The organism is Bacillus paramycoides (genome assembly GCF_001884235.1).
Taxonomy (GTDB): domain Bacteria; phylum Bacillota; class Bacilli; order Bacillales; family Bacillaceae_G; genus Bacillus_A; species Bacillus_A paramycoides.
Genome location: NZ_MAOI01000079.1, coordinates 549,277 through 558,547 on the forward strand (window position 1 = coordinate 549,277; position 9,271 = coordinate 558,547).

Consider the following 9,271-nt stretch of genomic DNA (forward strand, 5'->3'; position numbering starts at 1 on the left):
ATCCTTATACTAAGGATCCTGCAACATAAAATAACAAAAATATAAACAATAAAAAGAATTACTTAAAGTATAATTTATAGGCACTCTATATCCTTCTTTTTCGCATCAAAACCCCCTGCGCTGTATGCGACAGGGGGTTAGTTCATTCTACAGCTTATTTAGAAGAGTCATGTACAGGCAAACTACTCAAAATCAATTCAGCAACTTTTACATATCCTTTTGAGTTTGGATGAATTAAATCCGTAGACCAAAGCGTATTGTCATTAACTAAATGATGATTCCAAAAGTCAACATGATGAAGCTTATACTCTCTACTCAGTGAAAGTATAACTTCATTTGCCTCTAATAATTGTTCTCTTAATACTTGTTTTTTTTCAGAAGAAAGAGGAAGCCTAACTGTAAAATCTGGAAGGTTTGCTACAATAATATCAGCACCTGTTTTACTTAATGTATCTATCATAAATTCCATATCGTTCTTATATGCATGATGATTCCAACTTCCCTTTAAAACATCGTTTGCACCTGCAATTAGACTAACCAAATCTGGATTAAAAGTTAATGCCTTTCCCAATTGTTGCGAGCGAATTTCTTTAGTTACTAACCCACGTTTTGCAAAATTAGCATACTTTAAATCGTTTTCACACAGTTGAACAAAATGATCTACCCAGCTTTTTAATGCTATCCCCTCAACTTCATCCCCTATCCCCTCTGTAAAACTATCACCAATCGCTACAAATCGCTTCCACATATCTATTCCCCCTTTTTTATTATTCATATCTACACTATACAATAGCCCACAGCGTAATATAAGAAAATTCACGTTATTTTCTCGCAGAAATAGGTTGAGACCAACTATCTTTGTCATTATCATTTAATCGTACTTGAAAAACATATATAGGTTGAGAAAAGCCTTTTGTATCAGCGTAGTAACCTATATTATAATCTGTAATGACTAATGTATCACCTGCTTTGAAAGACATTATAGGATCACTAACGTTTTACAAGTTGTACTTTCGGCTATGTCTGGATAAACGTTACGAAGATTCTCTTTAGTAAGAGGATTTTTGGAGTTAAGTATAAAATTAAAAATTTGTTCAATTTTAGTATGTTTACATTTAGAATCCAAAATTGACCGATTCCTAATCTACTTAGGAACCGGTAATATTCGTATATTTACTAAAGAAATAAGACTCCTCCAAGTATTACACTTTTTTTTGACAATTTGCTGTCCTTTGTTTTGCCCAGTTGATACATTTCTTTTCAACTAAATGATACGAAACTATAGAAAAAAGTATTGTCATTGTAATACACAAAGTAAGAAGGAAAAAGATAGGTATCTTTGTATACAAAAGTTTAAATAGTACCATCATGATTGGAAAATGACACAAATAGATACTGTATGAAATTTCTCCTAAGTATACAAATACACTCTTATTTAAAAATGCTTTTACTTTTAGGTTACTCATGGCCATAATAATAAATATACTAACACCGATTACGACACCCCAATCTTTTAATAAGAAAGTAGTATCATTACGGGAAAAACCGTAAATTAAAATGGAATATAAATATAGAATAATCCCTAGTGCAATAAGAAATCCTTTATTAAATTTTTTCATATTCCTATATAAGTAGATAAGTTTTTCCTGATGCTTAAAAAGTAACATTCCAACCATAAACATAGATGTGAAATGCAATGTATCGGCATAGCCATTATAAAATCCCTCTGCTTTCCCAATATGCAACATATTAAGGAAAATACTAATTAAAGAAAAGCTTAAAGCAAATAATATCGTTTTCTTCCAACTCAGTTTATAAAAAAGAAGGAATAACAAAGGAAACACAATAGATATACGCATTTCTTGAGCCAATGACCAGATAACTGGATTATAATTTTCCGTAAAGAAGTTATTAAGAAGCACAAAGTGGTTTATAATATCTATTTTTGTTATAGACCCTTGCCACCTATCATAGAACCAATCCCGTAGTCCTGCCACTTCATACGACGAAAACAAAATAAATAAAGCAAAGGTAATGATTATCCAAAAATAATAAGGGATATAAATTCGTACAAATCGCTTAATTAAATATCCCCAATAATTTGTTTTTGAATGATAAAGTGCCATAGATAACACAAAACCACTTAGTACATAAAAAACGATTACAGCTTCTCCACCCGCCCATAAAAACCTAAGCGGGGAAAATTTAATAGAATTAGGCAACGATGGTAGCATTAAACAAAAATGTCCAAATACCACTGTAAGTGCCGCTAACCCTCGTATGGAATCTAATTCTTTTATTCTCTTATTCATAAAATGTTCTCCTTGTAAATTGTAGATTTTGCTGTTAATAAAGGCCACTATACTAGTGTAGTGGGAGAATTATACATAATGTTTCTTTAAATTCCGAATATAAGCAGTACAAAGTCAATCTATTTGTCTGTTTAAGGGAACTTTCATATTTAGGCATAAGTTATATAATAATAGAAAGAAAAAAGAAATTTCATTCTATAAAATCGTATTTTCGTTTAGAAAACATTTTAAAACTTTTTTCTAAACCCTCGTTATAGTCTGTCTGTTTATCTGTCCATTGAACACCCTTATTTCCAGGCCACCCTGAGGTATTAGCAACATGTTTTAATAGCTCTGGTCCTTTTAAATTTTGCTGTAAACCACGATTATATGCATTTATCATATTAGATATTGCAATTCGAGTATTTGTTTCTGCATTTTTCAAATCTTCGTTCGTTAAATCTTTAGGTGCTAGTCCACCTCGATGAAGCTGAAACAGTCCAAATGATGTGCCTTGATCTCCGACTGCATTTTGATCAAACTTACTTTCATGGAATGCAATCGATAATGGAATCCATGGTGGTATACCATGCTCTATTGATATTTGTTGAATCGTGTCTCTTACTTTAGCTCGGTTAGTATGATGGTCATATGCGTATTTTGTAAGATATAGCCCTACTGTTAAAACCAAAATAAATACTCCACTTTTTATTAATGTCCCTCTCATCGACGTCACCTCACTTGTCAGTATCAAAGATTGTCACTAGTAATCATATCTTTTTGGGATATGAACTCGTAATCATCTATCATTTTGTTATTCTTTGTTTCATTAATTACCGATTTTCAGGTGAGATTATTAGGGGGGCCCTCCATATACCATTCGCTTTTATCACTTTCGGTACATTTACTTTTGTATGGGGGAGAGTTTTCTCTGTATGGTATCTCGTACTTTTTTCTCGAATACCTTATTTTTTATTCGATTGAAATTAAAGAATAACTATATAAATAGGGATAAACACTATAAAAAGCTATTTAAATTTCTTTAAAAAATTCATTTTTTGGCCTCCATTTCTTTATATAAATAATTTAAAACAAAATATTTAATACAAAGAAAAGATTTTATTAAATTTTTATAAAATTTAATAACAGAAATAAGTACCAGATATTAATTTTTTATTGTCACATGATGGAATAATGAATGTTTTTCCATCACGTAACTTTATTAAACTAACCTTGCACCAGAATCCTTTGAATCGAAAGATTCATAATAAACGCCATCCTTTCTGTATATTTCTACAAAAAGAATAGCGTTTTTTGATTATATGGATACAAATTTATCTTAGCTTGATAGCAATACCAAAAGTTCCGAAGAACCAAATTTGAGAATTAATGCAATCTTCCATTCCAAGCTATCCATATAAGAATCTATAATACCTTGAAACTCTTTGTTTCAGATTAATATTTAGTTTTATCCTATAAAGTTAGCTTTTTACTATATCAACCGCACTATCCCACATACCGCTAAAGAAAGATCCGATTTCGCGCATAAAACGTGTAAACCAATTTGCTTGTTCTACATCAGATTTTGTTACAAGGTCTACTTGTAATGATTTACCTGATAAAAAACCAGGATCTGTACTATCTTTAGGTGAGATAATCATTTTACTAATTGTTACATCTTTTTTAATAGGTGCTTCTTGTTCTTTATTCGATACTATAAATTCTTTTGTATAAACATCTTTGTTGCCCTTCGGCATTGGAAGTGAAACAGCTTGCTTCGTTTGAACAACTACATCTTTGTCCTTTGCATTTGCTACTCGTACTGTTTCATGCCCTTTTACTACTGAATCTTTTCCATAGACCTTCTTCACTTGAAAATTCGCAAATCCATAATCATATAATTTCTTTGTTTCATCAAAACGTGCTGTATGAGAGTTTGCTTTTATCACTACAGAGATTAGACGCATACCGTTTCTTTCTACTGTACCAGTAAAACAATCTCCGGCTTCTGGAGTAGTTCCTGTTTTCAAGCCATCTACACCTTCGTATTGCTTAATTAAACCTTTTAACATCCAGTTAAAGTTCGTCATATCAATCGGATACTTGCCACCATTTTGGAATGTTTTTTTAGGGATTTTTGCTGTATCTAATATTTTCGGGAAATCTTGAATAAGACGTTGCGCTAAAATTGCACAATCTCTTGCAGACATTTTATTTTTCTCGTCTGGAGTTGTCCCTTTTGGGTGATGTCCTTTTAAATCTTGGTTTGTTAAACCTGTAGAGTTTACAAATTTATAATTTTTCATTCCAAACTCTTTTGACTTATCGTTCATAATTTTTACGAAATCAACTTCTTTTCCAGCAATCTCTTCAGCTAAAGCAATTGTTGCACCGTTTGCAGAGTAAATTGCCATTGCCTCATATAACTCTTTGACCGTATAAGAGCCACCATTTTCTAATGGAACGTTTGATAATGAGCGATCTTGCGAAATCTTATATGCATATTCAGAAATTTTAACTATTTGATCCCATTTAAGTTTTCCTTTATCCACCGCTTCATGAACTAAGTATTCACTCATCATTTTTGTCATACTAGCAATTGCTAATAATTCATCTGCATTTTTTTGATATAAAATTTTTCCGGAATTTGCTTCTACTAAAATTGCTGATCCTGCTTCTACGTCTAAAACAGGGACTGTTTCCGCTGATGCTCTTCCAGATGTAACAACCATGCTACAAAATAGTGTAAGCACTGTTACTATTGCAATAAATCTCTTGCAAAACATACCTTTCACTTCTGTTACCTCCAATATCTTTGTACTCAAAAAAACGTTATTTTAACATAATCCCCCAAAAAATAGACAGTGTTATCAAATTCTATATACATATAAGACATTAGGATCACTTTCATATAGACCATCTCATTTCACCCTTTTAGGCGCACTGACACTTAGTATTCCTACACACATCCCTATTTTTAATACTTTTGTACTTTTCAAAATGATCCGTACTTTCATATTTTTTAGGATTACACCTAATAGACAGTCTAAATAATGCATTTGTTCCGCATTTACCAAAAAATAAAACCAGTGTGCCCCGATTAAATATCGAGACACACTGGTAGCCTAGCATTAGTTTATTGGCTATCAAGGGTTTTAATTATTCAATCCAACTATTTGCTAGACTCATACCAGATATGAATTTTTCTTATTCTAAACTAGTAGTTTTTTATAATAAGAAAACTACATCCTATATTGAATGTAGTTTTTCTAACTGATTTATTTATTTTTCACTTCATTTTTATAAAAAGCAAATAATGGTTCAATGGATGGACTAGATAAAAGAGGAATTGCCCTCTCAATCAATTCTCTATCCCAATCAAACCAACGCATTTCCATTAGCATATTCATTTCTGTATCAGTGAACCGTTTCTTTATTTCCTTAGCAGGATTTCCACCAACTATTGTATACGGCGGAACATCTTTACATACAACAGATCCTGCCGCAACGATTGCACCTTCACCGATTGTAACGCCAGGCATTATAATAGCATTCATTCCAATCCAGGCATCACTTTTAATGACTGTATCGCCCTTTGGTTCATATGATTGTTTTATTTGCTCAACGAATGGATATACTGTAATCCATTCTGAGTGATGATTATGATTCCCACCCATTAATATGACAACTCCACTTGCAATACAAACATAATTTCCAATTATGAGTTTATCAAGATGCCAACCCATCTGTTCAATTGGATTGAACAGTGCTTGGGACTTAGCATCGCCCCATAAATATCTTACACAACCATCTTCAAAATTTTGATTGCCATAATACCCTGAATAATAGGAGTACTCTCCTACTTCAATGAGTGGATTTGTTACTATATCTTTTAAATACTTTGTTTCAGACCAATGATTAAATAATGGATGCTTCATAACTATATTCCTCGCTTCTAAGTATTATAGATTTTTGCAATTCACTTAGAAGCTTAATACGACAGCGACATTTTTTAGCTTTCTCAAACGACGAATCATTATCTTCAAGCCTTTCTTTTATAATAAAAGCATCTTAACGTGATAAATTACATAAGTCAAATTGTAAAATTATGTACTCAAACTAAATAGTATTATACCGAAATATGAGCATTAAAACGATTAAGCTTTACATAAATCCCCTAATCAATTGATTAGGGGATTTATGAGTACCTATACAAAATCTCATAATCCATAAATTAATATTTATGTATAAAATAATAAACTGTACAACATTTTCCTTTTATTTTAAAGCTTTAAAACTAATTTCTTTCTCGATTTAATAACCTCGTATCTTATGTAAGGTGACTTTTCTTATTTTAAATTTTTTGGTTGGTTCCCTCTATTTGTAACAATTAAACAACGTGTGTTTATAATAAAAAAAGTCCCCTGAATGATAGGGGACTTTCTTTACAAGTATATTTTATTTTAAAGTTCTTACTTATCTTTTATTTTAAAAGATATTGCTGTAACTTCTTTATTAACAGTTCTGTTCCCTCTGGACTTACAACAATCTTCCCATTCGCTAACGATATATTCCTGTCTGAAATATCACCTGTGATTGCACAAGCTTGTGAAGATTGATATTTCCGCAAAATAATCTGATCCTCTTCCACAAACATTTCTAGAGCATCTTTTTCTACAATTCCTAAACTCCGTCTTATTTCCATTGGAATAACAATACGCCCCATGCTATCTGCTTTACGAGTAATCCCTCTTGATTTCATAAAATGCCACCCTTTATTTTTATCTACTATTACAGCAATTAGTTTAACAGTAAACCTCAATAAGGAATAGTTCGTATTACAGCAATTTTTTCAAAAAATAAATTACAATAAAGGATAGTTCATATCAAAGTTGTCTCTTTTTTATTCTTGTTTTTCAATATATTTATCTCTAATCATTTTTATATAATGTTCTTTTTCTGTTAGTTCAAATATAAATAATGCTTTTTTCATGTTATTGGCAACATCTTCTTCATTAGGTTGTTTAAGCCGCAATAAATTCCAAGCTTTTCCATAGTATAATTCACCTAATAGGTAGAAAGTATTTAGATTAATAGCTAATTTGATACCAATATCACTGTATTTTATTGCTTCTTCATGTTGATTTGTCTGGCCTAAAGTTTTTGCTAAATTAAAAATGATTTTTAATTTAATTTCTTTATCTCTAGGAAAATCTAACTTATTAAAATTAGTTAAACATTTTCTTAATATATTAATACTTTTTTCGTATTCTTTGTTCTCCCCATGAAATATAGACATTGTCTGCATAATATCTATTTCTCTTTCTGATAAAAAATCAGCATTGGTTAAAGTTAGTTGTAATGCATTATTTAAAAGATTTAAAGCAGTTTTTGTTGATCTATTCACCCTAAATATAGCAATTGCTTCATGCCATATTAGAAATTGTTTATCTTCTTTTGACTGGAAATTATTTTCGTTTTTCTCTTTTTTCACTATTTCATAAAGTTCTTTATATTGTTTTTGCTTTATGCAATCTCTTATTACACATTTTACATTTTCTACATATTTTAATTTTTTGTTTTGAGTTAGCGCAAATATATAATTCGGATCAATACCAAGTCTTTCAGATAATTGATACAACAATATGCTAGATGGATAAATAATACCTTTTTCTATCTTACTAATTTGACTTTGTGAACATATGCCATGACATAATTCAGATTGTGATATATTTTTTTTCTTTCTAAGTTCTTTAATAACACTACCGAGATTGTAGAATTCCATTTCTCCTCCTCAAATTTAACAATTTATGAGTATAAGAATATTTTTTAACTTTTAATGTAATGTAAAATTAGTATAGTTGCAATTACTAATTATATTGATTTATAGTTTCTTTTACAAACTTGTATCGCAATGAGAGAAATTATTACACTTAAAAGGAATAAAGGGTATTGAATATGATTTTTAGCTTTATTTCAAGTAATAGTTTCTTTTGATTTTTATTTTAATCATTTCGGAGGAGCTTATTTTATGAACAAAATGTTAACCGAAAGAGAGTTAGAAGTGGCTATTTATGTAGCACAAGGATTAACGGATGCAGAAATTTCCAGTAAAATATATGTTAGCCCTAGAAGAATTTCAACGATTATTAATCATATTAAAGAGAAATGGCATATTAATTCTAGAGTGGAATTAGGTATTTTAGTTTATCATTATGGGTTTATAGATGCACCTTTATTTTCAAATAAAGACAGTCGTTTATTCGAAAAGGTTGCACATTGAACTACCCCCACTTAACACTCTAACGAGCTGTTTGAAGTGGGGGATTCCTACGAACACCAAGGTATCCCTCAGTTTTATGAGTAGGCGATCCCCGTAGTCCCTACGGTTAGGAGCCTTACGGCTTCTTTTCTCAGATTTTCCGCTGCGTTCACATCTCTATCATGGTACATACCACAAGAAGGACACTTCCATTCACGCAGGCTCAGGCTTTTCACGTCTTTGTTTTTGTAGTCGCAATGCGAACAAGTTTGGGAACTAGCAAATGTTTTCGACACCACAATCACTTGTTTCCCATACCAGCGTGCCTTATACAACAACATCGCTTTGAATTGTGACCATGATACTTCTTGAATCGCTTTTGCTAGTTTGTGATTCTGTAACATATTCGATACTTGCAAATCTTCTATCCCAATCACATCGTGGTTTTTGATGATCCTAGTAGAGAGTTTTTGCAAATAGTCCGTTCTTGCCTGTTTAATTCGTTCATGAATACGAGCGACTTTCATTCGCTGTTTCTGCCAGTTCGTTCCACCTTTTGTACGTCTAGATAGAATACGCTGGGCATGAGCAAGTTTCTTTTCTAATACCCGAAACCATTTTGGATTACCGAATACCTCACCAGTTGAAAGAATAGCAAAGTTTTTCACACCAACATCTATACCAACAGCGGAATCGGTCTTCGGTAATTCTTGTACTT

Annotated in this window: 9 protein-coding genes and 2 pseudogenes; 1 reads left to right on the forward strand and 10 read right to left on the reverse strand. The window is 31.4% G+C overall.

The window, feature by feature from the left end; translation table 11 throughout:
- Positions 1-154: 154 nt before the first annotated feature.
- The 9 genes and pseudogenes from BAU28_RS18980 to BAU28_RS19020 all read right to left on the reverse strand — a co-directional run bounded on the left by BAU28_RS18980 (position 155) and on the right by BAU28_RS19020 (position 8,076).
- Complete coding sequence (locus BAU28_RS18980) at positions 155-748, reverse strand: SGNH/GDSL hydrolase family protein (protein ID WP_071719554.1); 594 nt, start codon at positions 746-748, stop codon at positions 155-157.
- 73 nt (positions 749-821) lie between these two features.
- Positions 822-989 (reverse strand): annotated as a pseudogene (locus BAU28_RS18985) (VanZ family protein); the annotation flags it as partial.
- A gap of 2 nt (positions 990-991) precedes the next feature.
- Positions 992-1,138, reverse strand: a pseudogene (locus tag BAU28_RS31020) (Fic family protein); the annotation flags it as partial.
- Between the two features lie 64 nt (positions 1,139-1,202).
- The gene (locus BAU28_RS18990) at positions 1,203-2,360 is read right to left on the reverse strand and encodes an acyltransferase family protein (RefSeq protein ID WP_083594802.1); all 1,158 of its coding nucleotides are present in this window, start codon (positions 2,358-2,360) and stop codon (positions 1,203-1,205) included.
- 142 nt (positions 2,361-2,502) lie between these two features.
- The gene (locus BAU28_RS18995) at positions 2,503-3,018 is read right to left on the reverse strand and encodes a transglycosylase SLT domain-containing protein (protein WP_071719556.1); all 516 of its coding nucleotides are present in this window, start codon (positions 3,016-3,018) and stop codon (positions 2,503-2,505) included.
- A gap of 754 nt (positions 3,019-3,772) precedes the next feature.
- Positions 3,773-5,086, reverse strand: a complete 1,314-nt coding sequence (locus BAU28_RS19000; RefSeq protein ID WP_071719557.1) for a D-alanyl-D-alanine carboxypeptidase family protein — start codon at positions 5,084-5,086, stop codon at positions 3,773-3,775.
- A 483-nt stretch (positions 5,087-5,569) separates the two neighbouring features.
- Positions 5,570-6,229, reverse strand: a complete 660-nt coding sequence (locus BAU28_RS19010; RefSeq protein WP_071719558.1) for a CatB-related O-acetyltransferase — start codon at positions 6,227-6,229, stop codon at positions 5,570-5,572.
- A gap of 545 nt (positions 6,230-6,774) precedes the next feature.
- Positions 6,775-7,053, reverse strand: a complete 279-nt coding sequence (locus tag BAU28_RS19015) for an AbrB/MazE/SpoVT family DNA-binding domain-containing protein (RefSeq protein ID WP_002171992.1) — start codon at positions 7,051-7,053, stop codon at positions 6,775-6,777.
- Between the two features lie 141 nt (positions 7,054-7,194).
- Positions 7,195-8,076, reverse strand: coding sequence for a helix-turn-helix domain-containing protein (locus tag BAU28_RS19020; protein WP_071719559.1), 882 nt, complete (start codon positions 8,074-8,076; stop codon positions 7,195-7,197).
- A gap of 246 nt (positions 8,077-8,322) precedes the next feature.
- Between BAU28_RS19020 and BAU28_RS19025 the strand changes: the two genes are divergently transcribed.
- Positions 8,323-8,574, forward strand: a complete 252-nt coding sequence (locus tag BAU28_RS19025; RefSeq protein ID WP_002171990.1) for a response regulator transcription factor — start codon at positions 8,323-8,325, stop codon at positions 8,572-8,574.
- Between the two features lie 74 nt (positions 8,575-8,648).
- Here BAU28_RS19025 and BAU28_RS19030 read toward each other — a convergent pair.
- On the reverse strand, positions 8,649-9,271 hold a 623-nt coding region (locus tag BAU28_RS19030; protein ID WP_131801210.1), incomplete at its 5' end, for an RNA-guided endonuclease TnpB family protein.

Excerpts from the sequence above, each read along its gene's own strand:
- BAU28_RS19020 (WP_071719559.1), bottom strand. The coding sequence starts at position 8,076 with ATGGAATTCTACAATCTCGGTAGTGTTATTAAAGAACTTAGAAAGAAA.
- BAU28_RS18980 (WP_071719554.1), bottom strand. The coding sequence starts at position 748 with ATGTGGAAGCGATTTGTAGCGATTGGTGATAGTTTTACAGAGGGGATA.
- BAU28_RS19015 (WP_002171992.1), bottom strand. The coding sequence starts at position 7,053 with ATGAAATCAAGAGGGATTACTCGTAAAGCAGATAGCATGGGGCGTATT.
- BAU28_RS19010 (WP_071719558.1), bottom strand. The coding sequence starts at position 6,229 with ATGAAGCATCCATTATTTAATCATTGGTCTGAAACAAAGTATTTAAAA.
- BAU28_RS19025 (WP_002171990.1), top strand. The coding sequence starts at position 8,323 with ATGAACAAAATGTTAACCGAAAGAGAGTTAGAAGTGGCTATTTATGTA.
- BAU28_RS18995 (WP_071719556.1), bottom strand. The coding sequence starts at position 3,018 with ATGAGAGGGACATTAATAAAAAGTGGAGTATTTATTTTGGTTTTAACA.